This is a genomic window from Microvirga flavescens, from assembly GCF_003290125.1.
In the GTDB taxonomy this organism is placed as follows: Bacteria; Pseudomonadota; Alphaproteobacteria; order Rhizobiales; family Beijerinckiaceae; genus Microvirga; species Microvirga flavescens.
This window is the reverse complement of sequence record NZ_QMKH01000007.1, coordinates 181,515-204,135: the sequence shown is the minus strand read 5'-3', so window position 1 is coordinate 204,135 and position 22,621 is coordinate 181,515. Positions and strand designations below refer to the sequence as shown.

The window sequence follows — 22,621 nt, the reverse complement described above, 5'->3', positions numbered from 1 at the left end:
GCGACTACCTGAACGGCGGGGACGGCCACGACACGCTGGTGGGAGGCGAAGGCGCGGACTTGCTTGAGGGCGGCGCGGGCCGTGACGTGTTCCGGTTCGACGCCTCGCCGTGGTCTGGCGTGGACCGGATCGTGGACTTCAAGGTCGGGGAAGACAAGATTGAGCTTGAGACGCATGTGTTCCGTGCGTTCCCGGACGTGGTGATCTACGAGACGGATGCGGGGCTGACCTATGTGAACAGCGCGCTGAGCACGAACGCGTTCACGATCGGAGCGGCGGCGACGACGTCGGCGCAGCGGATCGTGTACAACAGCGCGACGGGCGCGTTGTACTACGACGCGGACGGCTCGGGAGCGGTCGCGCAGGTGCAGTTCGCCCAGCTCAGCGCCGGCCTGACCCTCATCGCCGCCAGCTTCAGCCTCTACACCATCTGAGGGTGGAGACTTGACGGTACACGCAAGGAGCTGCTCCCCGGGGCGGCTCCTTTCGGCTGCGATGCGGTTGTTGCAGGGCGCGTCCGACAGGGCAAGGCGGAGCAAGCGGAATTAATGGAGCGGGGTGTGAGGCGACTCAAGACGATACTTCGGCCACCAATATCTGCCGCACCATGACTGCTCGGGACGGGATTTGGGAATGGCTGCATCTTCTCCCAGTGTAATTCGCCACGCGACCTAGTTTTCCCTATAGGGCCTTCGCGTAGATCTTCCCTTACGAGAGAGTGTTGCTGTCGGAGTTGAACTTGACCTTGGCATTAGTGCGGTTCAACGATAGCGGCGTCTGGGGGGCCTAATGGCGCGGCTTGCAAGCATTTTCCTTTTAAAGGATCTGGAGATCGACCTCGCTTCGTTCGAGGCGCGATGCTCGTGGCGTCGGTTTGAGCCGGAGGAGATCCTCGTCGATTTCGATGATCCTTCCACGGACGTTTATTTCCTGCTCTCAGGGGATGTCCGCGTTCTCATGCGCACGGCGGCGGGCAAGGAAGTCATTCTCGACGAAATGCGGGCAGGCGAGCTTTTCGGCGAATTGGCCGCAATGGACGGGATCAAGCGGTCCGCCAACGTGACGGCTCTCACGCGCGGGGAAGCCTGTGTGATGCCCTCATCCGTCTTCCGGGAGCTCGTGTTCGCCAACCGGCCCATCGCTGAGCGCCTGTTCTGCCTCATGTCCTCGCGCATTCGCGAGTTGAACGAGAGGTTCGTCGAGCAGACGGTTCTGGACCTACGGCATCGCCTCTACTCGGAGCTTCTGCGACTCTCGATCCCGCGCGGGGCCTCCGTCGAGCGAGTGGTGACACCTCCGCCGTTCCACCACATCCTCGCCGCCCGCATCGGCTGCCGCCGCGAGCAGGTAACGCGCGAATTTACGGTCATGGCGCAAGAAGGCCTGATCGAACGCACACGAGGCGCGCTCGTACTGCGCCGCCCCGACCTGTTGCGCGAGCGCGTGGCCGAGGCTTTGCGCGAGGAGGGGTAGGCGCGCCCTTACCGTGATCCCGCCTGTGGCCCATAGGCCGAGAAGAACACGTAGATCGCGCTCTCCACTGTCTTGCGGATTTCCTCCTCCGTCGGAGGGGCGCCCGCCGCGAAAAGCAGGCGGTGCATGATGCCTGATTTGCACAGGTCGAGGAACTGCTGGGCTGCGACGGCGGTGTCGGGGATGGTCAGGCGGCCGGCCTCAACCTGGCGGGTGAGATAGGCTCCAAGGCGCTCGATGCCCCGGCAGGGGCCCGCTTCATAGAAGATCTGGCCGATGCGCGGAAACTTTTCGGCGGCGCCGATCACCATCCGCACGGAGGAAATGTGCTCCGGGCGGCCCATGTGTTCGAGATAGCTGTGCCCAAGCCGCGTTAAAACGCCGCGGACATCGGGGTCGTCCGCATCCAGCCTGAACAGGACTTCCGCCAGTCCGCGCTTCTCTTCCGCTGTCAAAGCCTCGAAAAGGGCTTCCTTGCTGTCGAAATAGACGTAGAGCGTGCCTTTGGAAACGCCTGCTGTCTTGGCGATTTCGCCCATGCTTGCGCCATCGAAGCCCCGGGCAAGGAACACCTCTCGCGCGCCTTCCAGAATCTGGCGTCGCTTCGTGCTTTCCAAACCGCCATCCGTGCTGGCGGGAGCCGTCTGGGGTTGTGTTTCCTGCATCTCGGACATGTGCGATTTATCACATCAAGGCTATTGACCGAACCGTTCAGTCAAATCATATGGGCGTTGCATTCTTTTTCTTCTAGGTCCTTTCACCTACGTTGACCGAACCGTTCGGTCAAGGGAGAGGGCTTTGCAGTCCAGGGACGAGGCGATGGCTTATCGGGAAGAATTTGCAAAGGCAGGCACGAACGCGCCCGCTCCAGAGGGCGAGAGCCTGGAGCGCAAGGCGCCGGGCGCGAAAGCCGCGCCTGCGGCGGCCGATACGCCCGCCGTTTCCGCCAAGTCTGCCGGGACCTCCACCCCTGTCGAGAAGCCCAAGCGCAAGATCGGGAAAAAGCCTGTTCTTCTTGCTGTCCTCGGGGTGGTTCTGGCGTTCGGCGGCTACGAAGGCGCGCATTGGCTGACGACGGGGCGCTTCATGGTCTCGACGGACGATGCCTATGTGCAGGCCGACATCACGATTCTCTCGGCCAAGATCTCGGGCTATGTGTCCTCCGTCGCCGTGGTGAACAACCAAAGCGTCAAGGCTGGGGACCTGATCGCCAGGATCGACGATGGCGACTATCGCCTTGCGCTTCAGTCCGCCAAGGACAAGCTTGCGACGCAGGGCAGCACCATCCAGCGCATCGGCCGGCAGATCGAGGCGGGCAGGGCATCCGTGGTGCAGGCTGAAGCGCAGGTCTCCGCCGCCAAGGCGGAGTCCGAGCGTGCCGACGCCGATTATGCCCGCCAGCTTCAGCTCTCCCAGTCCAACTACGCCAGCAAGGCGACCCTCGACACGGCCAAGGCCGCGCGGGACCGTGCCGATGCGAACGTGAAGAGCGCCGAGGCGGCCTACACCGCCGCGCAAGCCAATGTGGACGTTCTGCTCGCGCAGCAGATCGAAGGCCAGCGCGTGGCCGCCGAGTTGCAGACGGCTGTCGAAAAGGCGCAGCGCGATCTCTCGTTCACGGAAATCCGCGCGCCGGTGGACGGCGTGATCGGCAACAAGGCGGCCGAGGTCGGCACCTATCTCCAGCCGGGAACACGCCTTGCCGCGCTGGTGCCGCTGACGAGCGTCCATGTCGATGCCAACTTCAAGGAAACGCAGCTTGCTTCCGTGAAGCCCGGGCAGAAGGTCTTTATCGAGGTTGATGCCTTCCCGGATCATGACATCATCGGCACGGTCGAGAGCGTGTCGCCCGCATCGGGCGCAGTGTTCAGCCTGCTGCCGCCGGAGAACGCGACCGGCAACTTCACCAAGATCGTGCAGCGCGTGCCCGTTCGCGTGAGCGTCGCCCCCGACGTCGCGCGCGAAGGACTGCTGCGCCCGGGCCTGTCGGTAGTTGTCAATGTCGATACCCGCGCGCCCGCAGCGACGAAAACCGCACAGCCCTGACCTGAAGGCCCATGTCCGCCACCGCCACGATTGCAGCGCCGAAACCCACAGAGTCGAGCGCGCCCGGCACCCGCCGGACGTTCGCTTTCTTCTGCATGGTGTTCGGCATGTTCATGGCGATCCTGGACATCCAGATCGTCTCGGCATCGCTCGCCGAAATCCAGGCGGGCCTTTCCGCTTCGTCCGATGAAATCTCGTGGGTGCAGACGAGCTACCTGATCGCGGAAGTGATCATGATCCCGCTTTCGGGAACGCTGTCGCGCGTGCTCTCGACGCGCTGGATGTTCGTCATTTCGGCGGGCGGGTTCACGTTCATGAGCTTCATGTGCGCGACGTCTACCACCATCGAGCAGATGATCTTGTGGCGCGCGTTTCAGGGCTTCATCGGCGGCGGCATGATTCCGACCGTCTTCGCTTCGGCCTTCACCATCTTTCCGCCTGAGAAACGCCCCGTGATCTCGCCGGTCATCGGCCTCGTCGCGACCCTCGCGCCCACTGTCGGCCCGACCATCGGTGGCTACCTGACGGATCTGTTCTCCTGGCATTGGCTGTTTCTGGTGAACATCGTGCCCGGCATTTTCGTGACGGTGTCGACGTATTTTCTGGTCGATTTCGACGAGCCGCAATTCGATCTCTTCAAGACGTTCGACTGGACGGGCCTTGGCCTGATGGCTGCGTTCCTCGGCTCGCTCGAATATGTGCTGGAGGAGGGGGCCAACAATGACTGGTTCCAGGACGAGATCGTCGCGATCCTCGCCATCGTCTGCGTCGTCGCGGGCATCGGCTTCTTTTTCCGCGCGTTGACCGCGCGCCACCCGATCGTGGACCTGAAAGCCTTCAGCGACCGCAACTTCGCCGTCGGCTGCGCCTTCAGTTTCGTCATGGGCATCGGACTCTACGGCTTGACCTATCTCTACCCGCTCTATCTCGGCCGCGTGCGGGGCTATTCCTCGCTGCAGATCGGCGAGACGATGTTCGTGACCGGCATCTGCATGTTCCTCATGGCGCCCGTCGCGGGAAGGCTCTCACGGTCCCTCGATCCGCGCATCATGATGGGCGTCGGCTTCATGAGCTTCGCCGCCGGCACTTGGCTCGCTTCCGAGATCACCAAGGATTGGGATTTCAACGAGCTTCTCCTGCCGCAGATCCTGCGCGGCGCGGGGCTCATGATCTGCATGGTGCCGATCAACAACATCGCTCTCGGCACCTTGCCCCCGGACCGGCTGAAGAACGCCTCGGGCCTCTATAATTTGACGCGCAATCTCGGTGGCGCGGTGGGGCTTGCGCTCATCAACACCATCCTCAACAACCGATGGGATCTGCATCTCTTGCGCCTGCGCGAGAACGTGCAATGGGGCCGCGCCACAGCGGTCGAAACCCTGAACAACATGACCATGAACTTCCAGAGTCTTGGCTCGGACGCGAACCGCGCCGCGATCAGGACGATGTCGAACATGGTGCGCAAGCAGGCCCTGGTCATGTCCTTCGGAGACATCTTCCTGGTGCTCACGGTGCTGTTCGTGGGTCTCGCCCTAGCCTTGCCCTTCGTCCGCAAGCCACGCGCCGCCCCGGCGGGTGGCGGCGGCGGGCATTAGATTCGCGCTGAGGAGTCCCGAAGGTCGCTGCGTATTTTCTGCCGACAGGGTTCCGTCCCATTCCCGGACGATGCCGATGTCCCGCAAAAGGTGATCTTCGAGATGTCCCAGGTCGGTGTATCGTGCGGTGTGCCTGCCGCTGAAGACAGCTCCCAGTGTCTCGGCCCATTCTCGCCAGCTCATGGCCAACCTCTTGTTGTTCAGGTGGGGCCACGTTACGGTTGTGCGATGAGGCGAGCGAATGGCGTTTTCTCACGTTCGCATGAGTCACATTCATGGGGTAGCTCATGGCGCAACGACCCTCCACACTTCCGCCCTTGCCGTGGCTTCGCACCTTCGAGGCAGTGGCGCGGTACTTGAGCTTCACGCGGGCCGCCGAGGAATTGTGCGTGACGCAGAGCGCGGTGAGCCATCAGGTGCGCCAGCTCGAGGCGTTCCTCGATTGCCGCCTGTTCGTGCGCAACAATCCGGGGATTGCGCTGACGGATGAGGGAAGCCTCCTCTTCGCCGGAATCGCCGACGGGCTCGAGCGGATGCGCATGGGGGTTCAGCGCGTGCGTGCTCGCGGTCAGGTCGGTGTCCTGACCGTCGCCGCCTCGACATCCTTCGGAACGTGGTGGCTGGTCCCCCGTCTGGGGCGGTTCGCGTCACGCCATCCGCAGATCGAGGTGCGCCTCGCGGCGATGGACGAGATGCCGGATTTCTCCCGGGACGGGGTCGATATCGCCATCGTGGGGCAGCCCTCGGAAAAGGTGAAGCACAGCGCGACCTGCATGCCTTTGGTCCGCGAGGAGGTTTTTCCGGTTTGCAGCCCGGCCCTGCTGAACCCGGACGGCACGTTCAGTCTCGACGACCTGAAGCGGCATCCGCTCCTTCACGAGACGGGCTATCTGCACGCCAGCCTCTATCCGAGCCGCCCCGAACTCGATTGGAACACTTGGTTGCCTTATCTGGGGCTTGCCGACGCGCAGATGATTCACGGCCCCCGGTTCAGCCATTTCGGCCTGGCGCTCCGCGCCGCCATCGAGGGCGCCGGGGTCGTCCTTGGACGCTCCCCGATGATCGACGCCGAACTGGCTGCCGGCCGCTTGGTCCGTCCGTTCGGGGACGTGAAGATGATGGCGACGAAAAGCTACGTAGCCATCTGGCCAGAATCTCTCATGAACGATGCCCGTGTCGTCGCCATGCGCGAGTTCCTGCTGGATGAATCATGCGGCTGCGAGCTGGCCGCCGGCCCTTGCGGGATCCCGCCTTCTGAGCGCGACGTTGAGGAGAGGGCGAAGAAGGCCGCTCTGGCCTGAATGTTCAGTGCCGCCAGAAATACTACTATTGGTCGAGGGGATTTCATTTTACCCCTCAAGCGTGTCGCTTGCGTGCGCGGCCGCTCGCTGTCACACATGTGCCTAAGGTGAGCATCGTCTTTCAGGGAATTGATTCCTGTGACCCTTGGCAGATGAACAAAAGCCACCACCATACAAAAGCACTCTTTGCGGGGAACGGTCATGGTGAAGGGATGTTGGAAGGGAAGATTACCAAGCGGCTCGTCTATCACCTAGGCGGATACGACCCTGTATCGCCCCAGTGCACGCATCGCCGCTTCGCGCGTGAGCTGCAGCGATTCGAGACGACCTGGTCTGTTGCCGCGACGGCTTCGGAAGCTGTCGTCGAAGACGATTTGACGTCCTGGCGCGTCATGACCTCCGGCCCCAATTGGGGGGTCGAGACCGATTTCCGGCTGTTGCGCTGGGATGATGTCATCGCCGCCGAAGCGCGAAGGCCCATGTGGAGCCGATTGCCCTGTGCCTTGCGGGCCTTCCTGGACTTTACGGTGTCGGGAACGCTTTGGGGATATCTACGCTCCAACTGGCGCTATGCCGGGTTCTTTCTCTACCCCTTCGTCATACTTTCCCTGTTCGTCGCCTTCGCATGGGGCGTGGAGGCCCTCGCCGCAAAAGCCGCCGGCTCTCTTCTGGTCGGAATCGGCGTCGGCATTGCAGCCTTCCTGCTTCTGATGCGCTGGCCGGCGCGGTGGCTCTTTCTTCCGCTTCTGTTCGACGACTGGATTTTTTCACGCGAATACATCAGGCGGCATAACGCCGTGCTCGATGCCCGGCTTGAGCGCGTCGCCCGCGGCCTTGTTGCCAGCGCGAAAGAGCAACAGGCCGATGAAATCCTGATTATCGGCCACAGCCTCGGGGCCGTTCTGGCCGTGGATCTTCTTGATCAGGCCTTGCGTATTGATCCCGATCTCGGGAAGTCCTGTCCGCCCATCGCCTTCGCGTCCGTGGGGTCATCGCTCCTGAAGATCGGGCTGCACCGCAAGGCGAAGAGGTTTCGTGAGGCGGTCAAGCGCGTGGCGTCGGCGACCCAGATTTTCTGGGTTGAGTATCAGGCGCTGACGGACGTGATGAATTTCTACAAGACGAATCCTGTTGCCGAGATGGGGCTCGATGTGGCGGGGCGTCCTATCGTGCGTATCGAACGCATCAGGAGAATGGTGCATGCGCCTCGATACCGGCGCATGCGCCGCAATTTCTTCAAGGTGCATTGCCAGTTCGTCAGCGGCAACGATCAGCGTGCTGCCTATGACTATTTCATGCTGCTTTGCGGGCCACTTTCCGTCGAGCGGCAGGTCAGGTATGCGGATGGGGCCATGTCCGCGATCGGCTCCGACGGAGGGCTTCCGGAGATGGCGGCCGATGTTTCGCCCATTGCGACGCTCGCGATGGAAAAGAGTTTCTGATGACGCCCACGATTGCCAAGGCCGCCTTCGTCCTGCTCGCTGTCGGCTGGTACTTGATCCGCGTTCCGTTCGCGCGCAAATCCCGTCGGACACCTATCGCCCGCAGCGCGCGGGGCGTGCGTGAGATTACGCTGCTGTCCATATCCTTCACGGGGCTCGGCCTTGTGCCACTCGTCTATGTTGCGACGGGGTTCCCCAAATTCGCGGCCTATACTTTCAACCCCGTTCAGGCCTTCGTCGGGGTTATCGTTACCTGCGCCGCATTGGCGATGTTTCGCCTGACGCATAAAGCGCTGGGGCGGAACTGGTCGGTCACTCTCGAAGTGCGCGAGAACCATAAGCTCGTGACCGAGGGCGTCTATCGGCGCATCCGCCATCCCATGTATACGGCCTTCTGGCTCTGGGCCGTCGCGCAGGCGCTGCTGCTGCCGAATTTCGTGGCGGGCCTCTCGGGGATCGTCGGTTTCGGAACGCTTTACCTGTTCCGGGTCGCGGAGGAGGAGCGCCTCATGATCGAGGCCTTCGGCGAGCCATATCGGGCTTACATGGCTCGAACTGGGCGCTTGATTCCGCGAATCCTCTAGAAATTTCTGAAACAGGCCTATTTAACCAATAACGCTAGCATTGCCAGGATGGGAGCTGGCTTTTGCTCGCGCATACTATGTAATAGCTTTTGTCTTTTTAGTATTATAATCCAAAATTGGGATTTTATTTATTTTATACTAGAAATAACTTGGCATTTGTGGTAACTTGGCCAGGTTTATAGAGGATCTCGCTATGAAGAAGATTGCTCTTGTTGGACTCACGACCCTTGTGGTTCTTTCCACGGCGGCTTGTGCTGGTTTTGGTAAAGGAAAGGCTCCCCCTCCTGTTGCGCCAGTAGTCACTAAGGGGTAGATAAAAGTTGAAAGAGGGCCAGTCGCAAGCTGGCCCTCTTGCTTTTGTAAGCATTGGTTCTACTTCAGAATGCTTCTCCTGTTGTTGTGCGTAAGGGATCGCGTCTTCCGAGCGCACGTTTCATGACGTGGGAGCGAACATGCGGTACGCCGATCACAAACTGACGGAAAGGCGCTCTCTTTCGATCTGGGCGCTTGTGCTGACAACGGCGTTGCTGGCGACGACAATGAGTGCCCGGGCATCCAATGCGACCGGCACCGACCGGGTGGAAGTCGCCGCATCTCAGAACTCCAAGAACAAGAAAGCGGCTCGAGCCCCGGCGGGGCAATACTTCATCGAGTTTCGCTCCCGGTATGCGTTGAGCTACGGGCATACCTTCGCAATGTTCGGGCGACTGGATTCTCGGGGGCAAATTGCCTCGCGAGAGGTTGCCGGCCTTCATCCGGCGGGCGACAGCCCCGTTCCCTGGATGATTGGGCATGTGATCCCGGTACAGTCAGAGACCGGACCCAGCGATGGCGATCTCGAGGAAAAGTACGTTTCGGCGCGCTACCGGGTCGTTCTGAGCGAGGCGGAATATGCAAAGGTCACCACCCACATCAAGAAACTGCAGGCGAATTCACCGCTCTGGAACGCGGTTACCTACAATTGCAATGCGTTCGTCGCGGATATCGCGAAATTCATGGGGCTTCAAACGCCATCCTCGACACTGCTCTACCCACCTGATTTCATCAACAAAATGCGGGACTTGAACGCTGGGCGGGACCGCGCGGAGATAGTCGAGACGAGTAGTGGGACGTCATCGCCGCCGCGCGATTGAGAGAGGGCTGTTTGGAAACTGTGTCGTCCCGATAGAGCTCCCCGCAGCCTCACCCTGAGGTGGGCCGAGAGGCCCGTCTCGAAGGGCGAGGCGTCTCCAGCGGGCGCTGGACACTCCTTCGAGACGCAGGCTGAAGCCTGCTCCTCAGGATGAGGTCTGCGAAACAGGCTCTGAGAGGGCTGGCCACGATGACAGGGCCTCGCCGGTCCGCCCCGGCGATCTTCATGCAGGAGAGAGGGGGCGTTTTGCCCTTGGGCGGCGTCCGCGACCGTCACCTTTTCGCGACACTGGCGGACCCTTGATATCGACGGGCTTCGCAAGTCGGGGATGACTGCTGGAAAGTATTGTTCTTGCCCGGCTCTCAGCCTAGGTTGCGCCTCATAACCACCTGAGACGAAGCACCAACCGCATTGCCTCCCAAAACGTCCTCCGTCGGCGCCGTGCGCCGCACCTTCTCGCCCTGGTCCGATCCGGCCGCCGTGCCGCTCATCCGCTTCGAGAACGTCACGAAGCGGTTTGGGGACGCTGTGGCCGTCGATAACCTGTCTCTCAACATCTACGAAAGCGAGTTCTTCTGCCTGCTCGGCCCCTCGGGCTGCGGGAAGACGACGCTGATGCGGATGCTGGCCGGTTTCGAGGAGCCGACCGAGGGTCGCATCACGCTCGCCGGACAGGATCTCGCGGGCGTGCCCCCTTATCGGCGACCGGCGAACATGATGTTCCAGTCCTACGCGCTCTTTCCGCACATGAGCGTGGAGAAGAACATCGCTTTTGGCCTCAAGCAGGATGGCCTGCCCAAGGCCGATATCGCCGCGCGGGTGGACGAGATGCTGCGCCTCGTGCAGCTCGAGCGGCTCGCGAAGCGCTATCCCGACCAGTTGTCCGGCGGTCAGCGCCAGCGCGTGGCGCTCGCCCGCGCCCTTGCCAAGCGCCCGAAGGTGCTGCTTCTCGACGAGCCCCTCGGCGCGCTCGACAAGAAGCTGCGCGAGGAAACCCAGTTCGAGCTGATGGACATCCAGCACGAACTCGGCATGACCTTCGTCGTCGTCACGCACGATCAGGAAGAGGCGATGACGATGGCCGACCGCATCGCGGTCATGGACCACGGGCGCATTGCACAAGTCGCGACGCCGGGCGAGATCTACGAGCAGCCGAAGACCCGCTTCATCGCGGAGTTCGTCGGCGACGTGAACATCCTCGAAGGCAAGGTCATCGGGCAGGAGAACGGCCTGTGGCGGGTCGAAACCGCTGCCTCTCCGACGCCGCTGACCATCGACGATCCAGATGAGGTGCTTCACGCGGGCCAGGCTGTCGCCATCGCGATCCGCCCGGAGAAGATGGTGATCCGCCGTGGCGCCGCCGCTCCCGGCACGCAGAACGCCGTCACCGGCGAGGTGTGGGACATCGGCTATCTGGGCGATTGGACGGTCTATCGCGTCAAGCTCGCTTCCGGCGAGATCCTGCGCGTGTCGCGCGCCAATGCCTCGCGCTTCGTCGAGAACCCCATCGATTGGGATGAGGAGGTCCACCTGACCTTCGCTCCCGACGCGGCGGTCATCCTGGCGGAATGACGATGGCGCGCTCGCTCACGAAAAGGCTGGTGTCGGGTGTGGTGCCGGCGGTGCCGTTTTTATGGCTCGTCGTCCTCTTCTTGGTGCCGTTCCTGATCGTCCTGAAGATCAGCCTCTCCGATCCCGTGGTCGCGCAGCCGCCCTATACGCCTGTCTTCGATTGGAGCGATATCGGCGGCTTCTTCGGGAAACTCGATCTCGAGAACTTCGAAATGCTGGTCGAGGACGGCATCTATCTCGATGCGACGCTCTCGTCCGTGCGGATCGCCGGCATCTCGACATTGCTTCTCCTGATCGTCGGCTTTCCCATCGCCTATGCGATGGCGCGCGCGCCCGTGCGGCACAGGCCGCTTCTGATCGCGCTCATCATCCTGCCGTTCTGGACGAGCTTCCTCATCCGCATCTATGCGTGGGTCGCGATCCTGAAGCCGGAGGGGCTGCTCAATCAAGCCCTGATGGGTATCGGCCTGATCCATGATCCCATCATCATCCTCAACACGGAAGCGGCGGTCTATATCGGCATCGTCTATGCCTATCTGCCCTTCATGGTGCTGCCGCTCTATGCCTCGCTCGAACGGATGGACAACACGCTGATCGAGGCGGCGCTCGATCTCGGCTGCCCGCCCTGGCGTGCGTTCTGGGCCATCACCGTGCCGCTCGCCATGCCGGGCGTCATCGCCGGTTCGCTTCTCTGCTTCATCCCGGCGGTCGGCGAGTTCGTGATCCCAGACCTGCTCGGCGGCTCCGAGACGCTGATGATCGGCCGTCAATTGTGGAGCGAGTTCTTCTCGAACCGCGATTGGCCGTTGGCTTCGGCCGTGGCGATCCTCTTGCTCATCATCCTCGTCGTCCCGATCGTGATCTATCGCGATGTGGAAGCGCGGCGGCTGGAGACGCAGCGATGAAGAACCGTCTTAGCCTCTTCAACGTCACGTCGCTGGCTCTCGGCTTCGCGTTCCTCTACCTGCCGATCCTCTTGCTCGTGGTCTATTCCTTCAACGCGTCACGTCTCGTGACTGTGTGGGGCGGGTTCTCGACGCAGTGGTATGGGGCGCTCTTCCGCAATGAAGCGCTGATGGATGCTGCCTGGGTGACGGTGCGGATCGCGTTCCTCTCCGCGTCGCTTGCGACCGTGCTCGGCACGCTCGCCGCTCTCGCGCTGACGCGCTACGGGCGTTTTACAGGGCGCACGCTCTTTACCGGCATGGTCTATGCGCCGATGGTGATGCCGGAAGTCATCACCGGCCTGTCGCTGTTGTTGTTCTTCGTCGCCATTGGCTTCGACCGTGGTTTCTGGACGATCACGCTGGCGCACACGACGCTGACCATGTGCTTCGTGACCGTGGTGGTGCAGGCGCGGCTCTTGACCTTCGACCGCTCGCTGGAAGAAGCCGCGATGGATCTCGGCGCGCCGCCGCTCAAGACTTTCTTCGCCGTGACGCTGCCGCTGATCTCCCCTGCGATTGCCGCGGGCTTCCTCCTGGCCTTCACCTTGTCGCTTGACGACCTCGTGATCGCGAGCTTCAACACCGGGCCCGGTGCGACGACCCTGCCGATCAAGATCTACAGCCAGGTGCGTCTCGGCCTCTCGCCGGAGGTGAACGCCGCGTCCGCGATCCTCATCGGCATCGTGACCATAGGCGTGACCATCGCCACCATCCTCAGCAAGCGCTCGCTGGCGCGCGCCGAGAGAAACGCTCTCTGAAAATTCCGGGCCGATCATTCATGCAAACGTTGGATCCGTTAGGGCGTGAGATCCCTCAAGATCTCATCGCCGCCGAGCGGCTTGTCTACGAGCCGAACGGGCTTTCATGCTCGGCACCGATCATGCAACCCGAGAGTGCCGAATATGGCGCGTGCGCGTTCGGGCTCAGCGACTTGGCCGTGCAGTTCCGGATTTCCAAAATCACGCCCACGAAGGTTGGGCAGTTCGTAACGTTGTGGAAGCGGATCGGGCGCGGCCCGATCCAGCCCTTCGACATGTCGGACCCGGTCGATTTCTTTATCGTCAGTTGTCGGCACGACCGGCTCTGGGGGCAGTTTGTGTTTCCGAAATCCGTCTTGTGCGAGCGGGATATCGTCGCGCGGGAAGGTGAGGGCGGCAAGCGGGGCATCCGCGTTTACCCGCCCTGGGACAAGCCGACGAGCCGGCAGGCGTTGCAGACGCAGAAATGGCAGATCGAATACTTTCTGGACATGTCCGAGGGGCGTTCCCCGGACCATGCCAGAGCGCGAGTGCTTTACGGGGTCGGCGCCGCCTGAGTGGCGCGCTCCGGCCCGAAGAGGGGCTTTGCCGCGCCCGAGCGCTGGATCAGCGATTTCACGTCCGGTGTGATCCTCACCGTATCCCACCCGCCATCCACGTCGAACACGATCAGCGGTGACGTGTTCGGGTTGGGCGTCGCGGAATCGACGAGCGCCTTCACGTCCAGCGTTCTATCGGCCAGGGAAACCGCGCCCTGCAGCGCCGCATGCACTTCGGGAGCCGTCAGCCGGCCTTCGACGATCTCGCCCGTGCCGGAGACGATGTTCAGGTTGACCTGTGCGAGATCGAAGGCGGTTCTACCGCCGCGCCAATCGAGGGAGGCGGCGAGGGGGCGTTTCTCGATCCGCTTGAGGGCATCGTTGAGGCCGATCCCGATCAGTTCACCACGCTTGACGGAAACCGACGTGCGGCCGTGGCTCGAGCGCACGAGTTCGGAAACCGTGCCGCCTGTCGCTTCGATCTGGATCTGTCCTCCCGCCTGACCGGTGATCCAGCGCGGCTCTCCCACGGCGGACAGGAACGCGGCGATGTCGATCCGGTCGAAAGCGGCCTGTCCCTTGAGGTCCGGCTTGCCCTCGACCTGATTGAGGGAAAGGCGGCCTTTCAGGGACCCGTCATGAAAGCTCGCGCGGCCAAGCGACGCCTCGATCTGGCCGGGCTTCACCAGGATGCTCGCCGCCATGTCGCCGAGAGTGAGAAATCCGAGCTTCGCGGATGTGGCCGACAGACGGATATCTAGATCGCCCGCCGTCATCCGGGTCAGGTTCAGCGTATCGTCGTTCCAGGCTCCCGAGAGGGTCCGGGTCTGGATGAAGGGTGCGAAGAAATCAGACAGGTCCAGCTTGTCGGCTGCCAAAGTGCCCGCGATGACGGGCCTGTCGCTGTCGAGGCGGAGGGAAAGCGTGCCGTCGAGGCGATCATCCCCCAGCGTCACCGCCACGGAGGGCCAGGAGAGCCGGCGCTTGTTGGCCGAGAACTCGCCGGCAATGGAAAGAGCCCCCGTCAGGGGGCTCAAGGGGAGACTGACGCCGCTCCAGCGCGCAAAGTCGCGGATCGACCGGGCGTCGAACGTGCCCTTGCCGGAAAGGCGCGGATCTGCGCCGAGCTGCGCCTCGCCCGTCACGGCCACCCTGCCGGAAAGGGACTTCAATTTCACCGTGAAGGGGCTGGCCGCGTCCGCTGCGAGCAGGGCCGGGGTGAAGGAAACCTCACCGATTTCAATGTCTTCCCCCCGCCATGCGGCGGAGCCCGCGATGGCCAGCTCCTCCTGGCCGCCGTGCCAGCTGACCACGAGATTCACGCGGTCGAGTCGGGCGCTGGGAAAATCCGACCATTGCACGGAGGAGCCGGTCAAAATCAGGCGCTTGGCCCGCACCGGACGTTCCGCGCCCTTGCGGTCCTCAGTCCCGCGCGCCCAGTCGAGGGATCGCAATTGTTCGAACGGGGCCGTGATGCGGGTGTCGCTGAGGGCGATCTCCGACAGCTCGATCTGCCCGAACATCAGGGGCAGCACCCGCAATTCGCCGCGCAGATAACCGCCTTGCACCTGGGTCCGCCCGTCGGCCGATTTCAAGGCCACATCCTCGAACTTGACCCGCGGGGTCGGCAGGAGCGCGAAGGTACTGCGCCCGTTGACCTGGAAGGACAGGCCGTAATCCCTCTCCAGATGCCGCGTGAGCGCCGCCGAGAGGCTGTCGCTGGACAAAGTCCAGGGAAAGGCCGCGGCCCCTAGGAGCGCGAGCGCGATCAAAGCGATGGTGAGAACGGCGCGGCGAGACATGAGCTGATCGGGATTCGGACCGGTTGTCCTTGGAACGTCGCAGGTGAGGAATAAAAACTAGTGCAGGTTTCCGGGAGGGAAACCGGCCATATGCGGGAACCTGCATATATCCATACGAAGGGATTGTCTAAATTGAGGCCGCCATGCAGGGTGCGCCCGATCACGCCCTTGGGCGACATGCTGAGGAAATTCTCGGAGGATTTATGAATAAGGTTCATGCTGATGCGCGCGCTGCGCTCGCTGGGCTCGTGAAGGACGGGATGACCATTATGGCCGGCGGTTTCGGCCTGTGCGGCATTCCCGAGACCCTGATCGAGGCGATTCGTGATTCGGGGGCGAAGGACCTGACCTTCATCTCCAACAACGCCGGCGTCGACGGCGTGGGCCTCGGCCGCCTTCTCGAAACCCGCCAGATCAAGAAGATGATCTCGTCCTACGTGGGCGAGAACAAGCTGTTCGCCCAGCAGTACCTCTCGGGCGAGCTCGAGCTGGAATTCAACCCGCAAGGAACGCTGGCGGAGCGCATCCGGGCCGGCGGCGCGGGCATCCCGGCCTTTTTCACCAAGACCGGCGTCGGCACCATCATCGCCGACGGCAAGGAAGTGCGCGAGTTCGACGGCGAGAAATACGTCATGGAACGCGGCCTTTTCGCGGATATCGCCATCGTCCACGCCTTCAAGGGCGATACGGAGGGTAACCTCGTCTACCGCAAGACCGCCCGCAACTTTAACCCGATGATGGCGACCGCCGCGAAGATCACCGTCGCGGAAGTCGAGCACCTGGTTCAGCCGGGCGAGATCGACCCGGATTGCATCCACACCCCCGGCATTTTCGTCAAACGCCTCGTGCATGTGGCGAACCCGATCAAGCGCATCGAGCAGCGCACCACCCGTCCTCGGGCGGCGGCATAAGGGAGAAGAACATGGCTTGGACCCGTGAACAGATGGCCGCCCGCGCCGCCAAGGAACTGCGCGACGGTTATTACGTGAATCTCGGCATCGGCATCCCGACGCTCGTTTCGAACTTCATTCCGGAAGGCATGGACGTGCAGCTCCAGTCGGAGAACGGCATGCTCGGCATGGGCCCGTTCCCGTTCGAGGGCGAGGAAGATCCGGACCTCATCAATGCCGGCAAGCAGACGATCACGCAGTTGCCCACCACGAGCTATTTCTCGTCGGCGGATTCCTTCGCGATGATCCGTGGCGGCCACATCGACCTGTCGATCCTCGGCGCCATGCAGGTGGACCAGAAGGGCGATCTCGCCAACTGGATGATCCCCGGCAAGATGGTGAAGGGCATGGGCGGGGCCATGGACCTCGTGGCGGGCGTCAAGCGCGTCGTCGTGGTCATGGAACACACCGCCAAGGACGAGCCGAAGCTGCTCAAGACGTGCAACCTGCCCCTGACCGGCGCGGGCGTCGTCGACATAGTCATCACCGATCTTGGCGTCTTCTCCATCGACAAGAAGGGCGGCACGGGCCTCACCCTCATCGAGCTCGCCGATGGCGTGACGCTCGAAGAGATCAAGGCCAAGACGGAAGCCGATTTCCGCGTGGCGCTGGGCGAGGGCCGTCAGTCGGCGGCTTGAGTCGATGAGGCGTCGGAACCTGTCGAGGGCGCGGCCTTGCGCCGCACCTCGGCGCTCCGCACGAGCTGAATGACGGGCAGGAGCCCGACAAGAACGATGACGAGGGCGGCGAACGAGCCGTCCTCGAAAGCCCCGCGCGATGCGTTGCCATAGACCAGCGTCGCCAGCGTCTCCGTGTTGAGGGGGCGTAAAAGCAGCGTCGCCGACAATTCCTTGATGCAATCCACGAAGACGAGCAGCGCCGCGCTGGCCAGGGCTGGGCGCAGCAGCGGCAATTGGACGTTCAGCACCAGTTCGCGTGGCCGCGCGCCGAGAATGCGCCCGGCATCCTCGAGGTTCGATGAAATGCGCTCGAGGCCCGCGGACAGGGAGCCGGTGGCAATTGGCAGGAAGCGGATGGTGTAGGCGATCACGATGCCAGCGACCGAACCGAGGAGAATCAGGCCGAGCGGAACGCCAGTGAATGCGCGCCACGCCGAGCCGATCCAGTTGTCGACTGTCACGAGCGGCGTGAGCAAGCCGAGGGCGAGCACGGTTCCCGGCACCGCATAGCCGATGCCGGTGATGCCTTGCGCGGTTTTCGTGAAGCGCGTTTTCGCAAGACGAGACGCCGTGACAACGACGACCGCGAGGGCGAGAACGGTCACTGTCGCGGCAATCGAAAGACCGAGCGTCGTGAAGAGATGATCGATGAAAGCGGCATCGATCTGGCTCGAAAGATCGCGCCGCAGAACCTCACGCAGCAGGAAACTCAGAGGCAGCACGAAACCCATCATGACGGGCAGGGCGCAGAACAGCGTGGCGATCCAGCGCCCGATGGGCGGAAGCGGCATCGGCTGCGTGACGCGCGGGCGGCGGGTCGAGAGCGCATAGCGCCGGTCCTTGCGCCCGCGCCGCTCGATCATGATGAGCACGATCACGATGGCGAGCATCACGCAGGCGATCTGCGCCGCGCCCGCGAGGTTGTTGCGGTTGAGCCATGTCGTGAAGACGGAGACGGTGAGCGTGCGCACGCCAAGATATTCCGCCGCGCCGATATCGTTCAGCGCTTCGAGGAGCGCGAGCGAGAGGCCGACGGCAAGCGCGGGGCGGGCGAGGGGAACGGCGATGACGCTGAACAGCCGGAAGCGCCCCGCGCCCAATGTGCGCGCCACCTCGATCATGTTCGCCCCTTGCGTCAGGAACATCGTGCGGGCGGCGATGTAGACATAAGGGTAGAGCACGAAGGACATGACGAGAATGCAGCCCGAGAGGGAGCGGATCTCGGGAAACCAGTAATCCGCGCGGGATTTCCAGCCCATCAGGCCGCGCAGCGCTATTTGTAGCGGCCCGGCGGCATCGAAGATTTCGACGTAGATATAGGCGGTGATGTAGGTCGGCACCGCAAGTGGCAGCGGCAGAAGCCAGGCAAGCGCGTTGCGGCCGGGAAAACGATGCGCCGTCACGAGCCAGGCGGTGCCGATGCCGATGGAGCCGGCAAGGATCGCTACCCCTGCGAGAAGAACGCCTGTGTCGAACAACGCCGACGGCAGAACATCCGAAACGAGGCCCGGCAATTGGGCCGGATCGCCGCTCAGCGCGATGCTTACCAGCGAGGCGAGGGGAGCCAGCACGATGCAGGCAACGAAAAACACAACCGCCAGAGACCAGAGCGGCGCGCCGTTGCAGGCGCGCCGAATGGCGGTCAGAGAGAGGTGTGAGGACACGGCGAGCGTGCTCATGTGAAGGCGATCCTCATCATGTGCTGCACCGTGTCCTATCCTCGATCCTATCCTCGCGAGAGGGTTAGCGGTCCACGCCAACCTTGTCGACGAGCTCGCTCGCCTTGGCGCGGGCCTTTCCGATATCCGACATCGACATCGTATCGCGCTTCAGGTCACCGAAGGACTTCACGAGCGGATTGACGGCGACGCCCGCGCGCACCGGATACTCGTAGTTCACATCCGCGAAGACGTGCTGCGCCTCGGGCGAGGTCATGTATTCCATGAGCTTCACGGCATTCGCCTTGTTCGGCGCGTGCTTCATGAGCGCGATGCCGGAAACGTTGACGTGCGTGCCGCCGTTCTGGAACGTCGGCAGAATGACGTGGATCGCCTCGGCCCACTTCTTCTGGTCCGGGTTCGTGCCGTTGGTCATCAGGCCCACGTAATAGGTGTTGCCGAGGCCGATATCGCAAACGCCGGCCATGATGTCCTTCGCCACGTCGCGGTCGCCGCCGGAGGGCTTCTTGGCGAGGTTGGCCTTGATGCCCTTGAGCCATTCCTCGGTCTTGGCCTCGCCGTTCTTGATGATCATCGCGGCGGTGAGCGCGAGGTTGTACTGGTGCTGGAAGGAGCGGGTGCAGAGCTTACCCTTCCACTTCGGGTCGGCGAGATCCTCATAGGTGATCGCCGTGTCCTTTACGCGATCCTTCGAGGCGTAGACTGCACGGGCGCGCATGGAGAGCGCGAACCAGCGACCTTCCGGATCGCGCAGCTGCGCGGGGATCGCGGCTTCCAGCGCCTGCGACTTGAGAGGCTGCGTGATGCCGAGGTCGAGCGCTTCCTGCAGGCGGCCGATATCGACGGTAATCAGAACGTCGGCGGGGCTGTTCTCGCCTTCCGCCTTGATGCGTTCGGAAAGGCCCTGCTCGGAAAAGATGGCGTTGACCTTGATACCGGTCGCCTTGGTGAAGTCGTCGAGAGTGGCCGAGTAGAGGCCGGGCTCACGATTCGTATAGACGTTGACGACGCCCTGCGCCGAAGCGGGCGCGCCGGCAGCGATCAGGGCCGTCGACCCGAGGGCTCCGAGAACGAAACGATTGACGAGTGTGCGAACCGACATCTTGCCTCCTGCTTGAGTTTGAGCCGCAGCGGGTCAAGGCCGCCCGACGATGCCGCGCAAAAAGCATGAGGAGAGGGGCTGGTCAAGAAAAAACGTAATCAATTCAATTATTTAGACTAGTTCTAAACTGTGACGGGCACGTTCTCCCTGTCGGTCTCGGGAGCCTCGCTGGTGTGCGTCTCTTCGCTGCCCGCGCGCAATTGCGAGAGCTCGGCCTCCAGCCTTTCCATGTTCGCGAACATGCGTTCCGTGGTCAGCCGCAGGAAGTAGAAGCCGAATTCGGGGTTCTGGAAGTAGAGTTGCCTAACCTGGTTGTAGGTGATGCTGAGGACCTCGCCGCTCTCGATGCATTCCAGGGTTTGGGTGCGCTTGTTGTCCGGCGACAGAAAACCCATCTCGCCGACCACGCGCCCCGGCGGAACGTCGATCCCGAGCTGGCGCAGCCGGAACTGGCCGCTCAGGGTGTAGAACATGCAATCGGCTTCATCGTCCTTGTGAAACAGGATCTCGCCGGCTTTCACGTTGCGCTTCGCCATGAAGGGCTTGAGCCAATCCATCGATAGATCGCTCTGGGATGCGTGCTTCACCTTGCGGATGAGGCGCAGCATCTGGATGAGGCGCATGCTGTTGAGCGGCAGCAGGATCATGTTGACGATCATGCCCGGATAAAGGCCGAGCGCGAGGTTGTAGGTAAATGATACAACATTCGCGATGATGCCGACGCAACGCAACGGGATGATTGTTCTCATCGCGCTGCCGGTGATGGCAAGAACGGCGCCGAACCATCCGAGAGCTTCGATCCAGGTCATCGTCAGGCGGTCTCCTCCAGAATGTGCGCGGCAAACTTTGAAACAGTGCCGACGATATTCCAGAAAGAAGAGACGATTTCCACCTCGGCCTCAAGCCTCGGGTTGCTTTTGTAAGAGTGTATCAGGGGAGGCGGAGCGTCACTGTTCAAGCGCCCTAAAGAGCGAAGCGGGCGGCTTTCCTGTTCGTGGCGCGGATCAAGTTGCCCGTCAGGTAGGTTCAGACAGGCTGGAGGCGTTGGCGGTCTTTGCCTTAGCCAAGTGTCAAATACGAGGCCACAAGAACGCTCGCCGCCAGTGCGGCATAGGACCAACGAAGAACGCGCTTTGACAACTCGAATTCCAGTTCGGCCACAAGCCCCTCCTCTGATCTTCTGACGCAGCAGCCCCGGCGATGCGGTCGATTCTGCCGAGAATCGTCAGATACAAGTCATAGCAAAGACAGCCTGATGCGCATTAAGATCGTATTCCGTGCGGGAGGATTGAGACCCTCCTCCTGACACCGCTGCCGGATCTGCGCCATGAGCGCGACTCTGGTCTGCGGTTGAGGCGCGCCTTGCGCGCGCTCGATCTCTTCCGCGATGATCTCCTCGACGCGGGGATCGACACGGCGTCCATCGTTCTCCGTCATGGGCAGAAAGGCGTCGATGGAGCGGGCGTAGAAATATTGATTGAGCAGGGCGTGAAGGCGCGTTGTGCTGATGCCGGCGCTGCGCGCCAGCATCTTGAGAATGCGCGTCTTGTCGGCGCGACTGACATTGCGGTTGTCGGTCAGGGCGAAATACGCCCGCGCGACCATGAACTGCATCCACGCCTTGGCGACGGTGGTTTCGTTCAACTGGTCGAGAAGATCGAGCAACCGTCTGGCGTCGAGACTCTCCGTGTGAAGCGCCACGAAGGGCTCTTCCATCGTCTCGGCTTCGGGGGTGTTCGTGCGCTGGTTCATTGATACGCGGCGTTTTCCGTCAGAGGTAGAAGTCGCCCTTCACGAGAGAGGCGATGCTTTTCAGGTAGACGCTGAAATCGGAAACGCCGTCGCCGTTCACGTCGCCGTGGATGGTGACGCCGCCGGAAGCCTTCTCGTAGCGAAGCTCGCCCGCTTTCAGGGAGAAATCATTCGTGCCGATGAACTTGAAGGCCTGATTGCCCGAAGCCGTCGTGTTGGCGTCGATGGTGCGCAGGTCGATCTTGTCCCCTTGCTTGCGTGAAAAATCATAGATCGTGTCTCGCCCCGAGGACGCGACGGTGCTGTCCTTGATCGACTTGAAGACGAAGGTGTCAGCATCCGCGCCGCCATAGAGCCTGTCGCCGCCGCGTCCGCCATAAATCTTGTCCTTGCCCGCCAGCCCCTTGATGAGATCCGCGGAGGACGAGCCGTTCAGAACGTCGTTACCGTCGTTGCCGGTCATCGTCCTGATCGAGGAGACACTGGGGAGGGACGAAGGGTCGAGCATTCCATCCGAGAATTTGAGCTTCTCGATGCTCTTCAACGTGTCGCTGCCGTCCGGAGCACCTGAGCGTTTGTCGACGACCTTGATCGTGCCACTGGTGTATCTCGTGATCGTATAATCGCTCTTGCGGCCGGAATAGACGGCGGTATCCGTTCCCGCGCCTCCGTTCAGGGTATCGTTTCCACCGTTGCCGCGGACAGTGTCGTTGTATTTCGTGCCGGTATACGTATCGGCGCCCTTCGAGCCGATGAGGCTTTGGGCCTGACTAGAGAGAATGCCTTTGAGAACAGACGGGTCAGCCCCGCGCGATCCGTCGCTTACGCCGCCCATGAGCGAGGAAACAAGCTCGTGAAAGAGGCCGCCTGCCGACGTGCCGGTGACCGAGAGCCCTGAGATCTCGACGGGGGCGGCATAGTTGACGATGCGGCCAGAAGCGTCCTGCGTGAAAGAGTTGGAGGACGAAACGAAACTGTCGCCCAGCGTCGCGAGCTTGAGGCTCTTGAGCGTGCCGGTCATGATGTGGCTTGCGAAGTAATATTCGAAATTGGAGCCGTCGAGGACGATCGTCTTGGTGCTTCGTCCGGTGAGGTTGTCGAGCAGGACGAGCTGATTGCCCTTGTAGGTGCTGCCGCCACCCAGAATGTAGGGCCAGCCCTCGAACGCGAAATCGGCGAAATAGTTCACCAGATATTGGTTGACGTTGACGCCCTTCGAATACGCTTCGGTCGCGGTCAGCTTGATGGTGATGGCCATGAAAATCTC

Annotated in this window: 21 protein-coding genes; 14 read left to right on the top strand and 7 right to left on the bottom strand. The window is 62.3% G+C overall.

Features of this window, described 5'->3' with window-relative positions; genetic code table 11:
* Both DQW91_RS14365 and DQW91_RS14360 read left to right on the top strand, forming a co-directional pair.
* The coding region (locus DQW91_RS14365) for a M10 family metallopeptidase C-terminal domain-containing protein (RefSeq protein WP_198411870.1) at positions 1 to 434 on the top strand (434 nt) is incomplete at its 5' end.
* A 355-nt stretch (positions 435 to 789) separates the two neighbouring features.
* Complete coding sequence (locus DQW91_RS14360; RefSeq protein ID WP_112664325.1) at positions 790 to 1,473, top strand: Crp/Fnr family transcriptional regulator; 684 nt, start codon at positions 790 to 792, stop codon at positions 1,471 to 1,473.
* Between the two features lie 8 nt (positions 1,474 to 1,481).
* Here DQW91_RS14360 and DQW91_RS14355 read toward each other — a convergent pair whose 3' ends face one another.
* On the bottom strand, positions 1,482 to 2,147 hold the full coding sequence (locus DQW91_RS14355; protein WP_112664324.1) for a TetR/AcrR family transcriptional regulator: 666 nt from the start codon (positions 2,145 to 2,147) through the stop codon (positions 1,482 to 1,484).
* 145 nt (positions 2,148 to 2,292) lie between these two features.
* Here DQW91_RS14355 and DQW91_RS14350 point away from each other — a divergent pair, with 145 nt between their 5' ends.
* From DQW91_RS14350 to DQW91_RS14300, 10 genes are all read left to right on the top strand, one after another.
* Entirely contained in the window at positions 2,293 to 3,519 is a 1,227-nt protein-coding gene (locus DQW91_RS14350; protein WP_112664323.1) for an HlyD family secretion protein, read from the top strand.
* Between the two features lie 11 nt (positions 3,520 to 3,530).
* Positions 3,531 to 5,114: a DHA2 family efflux MFS transporter permease subunit gene (locus DQW91_RS14345; RefSeq protein WP_112664322.1), complete on the top strand. Its 1,584-nt coding sequence runs from the start codon at positions 3,531 to 3,533 to the stop codon at positions 5,112 to 5,114.
* A gap of 287 nt (positions 5,115 to 5,401) precedes the next feature.
* Positions 5,402 to 6,415 (top strand): transcriptional regulator GcvA, encoded by a 1,014-nt coding sequence (gene gcvA, locus DQW91_RS14340; RefSeq protein WP_112664321.1) that lies wholly within the window; start codon positions 5,402 to 5,404, stop codon positions 6,413 to 6,415.
* A 212-nt stretch (positions 6,416 to 6,627) separates the two neighbouring features.
* The gene (locus tag DQW91_RS14335) at positions 6,628 to 7,857 is read left to right on the top strand and encodes a hypothetical protein (RefSeq protein ID WP_112664320.1); all 1,230 of its coding nucleotides are present in this window, start codon (positions 6,628 to 6,630) and stop codon (positions 7,855 to 7,857) included.
* Positions 7,857 to 8,441 (top strand): protein-S-isoprenylcysteine O-methyltransferase, encoded by a 585-nt coding sequence (locus tag DQW91_RS14330; RefSeq protein WP_112664319.1) that lies wholly within the window; start codon positions 7,857 to 7,859, stop codon positions 8,439 to 8,441. The genes DQW91_RS14335 and DQW91_RS14330 overlap by 1 nt, the downstream gene beginning before the upstream one ends.
* 440 nt (positions 8,442 to 8,881) lie before the next feature.
* On the top strand, positions 8,882 to 9,574 hold the full coding sequence (locus DQW91_RS14320; RefSeq protein WP_157961457.1) for a hypothetical protein: 693 nt from the start codon (positions 8,882 to 8,884) through the stop codon (positions 9,572 to 9,574).
* A gap of 410 nt (positions 9,575 to 9,984) precedes the next feature.
* Entirely contained in the window at positions 9,985 to 11,145 is a 1,161-nt protein-coding gene (locus DQW91_RS14315) for an ABC transporter ATP-binding protein (protein WP_245411043.1), read from the top strand.
* Between the two features lie 2 nt (positions 11,146 to 11,147).
* Positions 11,148 to 12,050, top strand: a complete 903-nt coding sequence (locus DQW91_RS14310) for an ABC transporter permease (protein WP_112664316.1) — start codon at positions 11,148 to 11,150, stop codon at positions 12,048 to 12,050.
* Entirely contained in the window at positions 12,047 to 12,850 is an 804-nt protein-coding gene (locus DQW91_RS14305; protein WP_112664315.1) for an ABC transporter permease, read from the top strand. The genes DQW91_RS14310 and DQW91_RS14305 overlap by 4 nt, the downstream gene beginning before the upstream one ends.
* Positions 12,851 to 12,870: 20 nt before the next feature.
* Positions 12,871 to 13,407, top strand: a complete 537-nt coding sequence (locus tag DQW91_RS14300) for a MepB family protein (RefSeq protein WP_112664314.1) — start codon at positions 12,871 to 12,873, stop codon at positions 13,405 to 13,407.
* Here DQW91_RS14300 and DQW91_RS14295 read toward each other — a convergent pair.
* Positions 13,386 to 15,191: an AsmA family protein gene (locus tag DQW91_RS14295; protein WP_112664313.1), complete on the bottom strand. Its 1,806-nt coding sequence runs from the start codon at positions 15,189 to 15,191 to the stop codon at positions 13,386 to 13,388. The two genes, DQW91_RS14300 and DQW91_RS14295, sit on opposite strands and share 22 nt — an antisense overlap.
* A gap of 203 nt (positions 15,192 to 15,394) precedes the next feature.
* Between DQW91_RS14295 and DQW91_RS14290 the strand changes: the two genes are divergently transcribed.
* On the top strand, positions 15,395 to 16,102 hold the full coding sequence (locus DQW91_RS14290) for a CoA transferase subunit A (protein WP_112664312.1): 708 nt from the start codon (positions 15,395 to 15,397) through the stop codon (positions 16,100 to 16,102).
* Between the two features lie 11 nt (positions 16,103 to 16,113).
* Positions 16,114 to 16,779 carry a CoA transferase subunit B gene (locus DQW91_RS14285; protein WP_112664311.1) on the top strand — a complete coding sequence of 222 codons (666 nt, stop codon included), beginning with the start codon at positions 16,114 to 16,116 and terminating at the stop codon, positions 16,777 to 16,779.
* On the opposite strand, the gene DQW91_RS14280 is transcribed toward DQW91_RS14285, so the two are convergent.
* The 5 genes from DQW91_RS14280 to DQW91_RS14260 form a co-directional block, all read right to left on the bottom strand.
* On the bottom strand, positions 16,764 to 18,500 hold the full coding sequence (locus DQW91_RS14280; protein ID WP_112664310.1) for an ABC transporter permease: 1,737 nt from the start codon (positions 18,498 to 18,500) through the stop codon (positions 16,764 to 16,766). The two genes, DQW91_RS14285 and DQW91_RS14280, sit on opposite strands and share 16 nt — an antisense overlap.
* A 64-nt stretch (positions 18,501 to 18,564) precedes the next feature.
* The gene (locus tag DQW91_RS14275) at positions 18,565 to 19,602 is read right to left on the bottom strand and encodes a Fe(3+) ABC transporter substrate-binding protein (RefSeq protein WP_112664309.1); all 1,038 of its coding nucleotides are present in this window, start codon (positions 19,600 to 19,602) and stop codon (positions 18,565 to 18,567) included.
* Between the two features lie 122 nt (positions 19,603 to 19,724).
* Positions 19,725 to 20,411: a cyclic nucleotide-binding domain-containing protein gene (locus DQW91_RS14270; protein ID WP_112664308.1), complete on the bottom strand. Its 687-nt coding sequence runs from the start codon at positions 20,409 to 20,411 to the stop codon at positions 19,725 to 19,727.
* A 427-nt stretch (positions 20,412 to 20,838) separates the two neighbouring features.
* Complete coding sequence (locus tag DQW91_RS14265) at positions 20,839 to 21,354, bottom strand: hypothetical protein (RefSeq protein WP_112664307.1); 516 nt, start codon at positions 21,352 to 21,354, stop codon at positions 20,839 to 20,841.
* A gap of 19 nt (positions 21,355 to 21,373) precedes the next feature.
* Positions 21,374 to 22,612: a calcium-binding protein gene (locus tag DQW91_RS14260; protein ID WP_112664306.1), complete on the bottom strand. Its 1,239-nt coding sequence runs from the start codon at positions 22,610 to 22,612 to the stop codon at positions 21,374 to 21,376.
* Positions 22,613 to 22,621: the final 9 nt, after the last annotated feature.